Genomic DNA, 388 nt, shown 5'->3' with positions numbered 1-388 from the left:
ACGATCCGATCGCGATCGTGGGGATGAGTTGCCGTTATCCGGGTGGGGTGCGTTCTCCGGAGGATCTGTGGCGGTTGGTCGCGGAGGGCGGGGACGCGGTCGGCGGGTTCCCGGTGGACCGTGGCTGGGCGCTGGACGGGCTGTTCCATCCGGATCCGGATCACGCGGGGACGAGTTATGCCCGTGAGGGCGGGTTCCTGTACGAGGCGGGGGAGTTCGATGCCGCGTTCTTCGGGATCTCGCCGCGTGAGGCCCTGGCGATGGATCCGCAGCAGCGGTTGCTGCTGGAGACCTCGTGGGAGGTGTTCGAGCGGGCCGGTATCGATCCCGGGTCACTGAAGGGTTCGCGTACCGGAGTGTTCGCGGGCGTCATGTACCACGACTACGG

1 protein-coding gene is annotated in these 388 nt (G+C 67.5%); it reads left to right on the top strand.

The window, feature by feature from the left end; genetic code table 11:
• A partial coding sequence (locus VR44_RS38915; protein ID WP_157880550.1) for a beta-ketoacyl synthase N-terminal-like domain-containing protein occupies positions 1-388 on the top strand: 388 nt, incomplete at both ends.

The organism is Streptomyces katrae, assembly GCF_000966975.1.
GTDB classification, from domain to species: Bacteria; Actinomycetota; Actinomycetes; order Streptomycetales; family Streptomycetaceae; genus Streptomyces; species Streptomyces katrae.
Note: the sequence above shows the minus strand (reverse complement) of the source record. Positions and strands in the feature narration are given on the sequence as shown.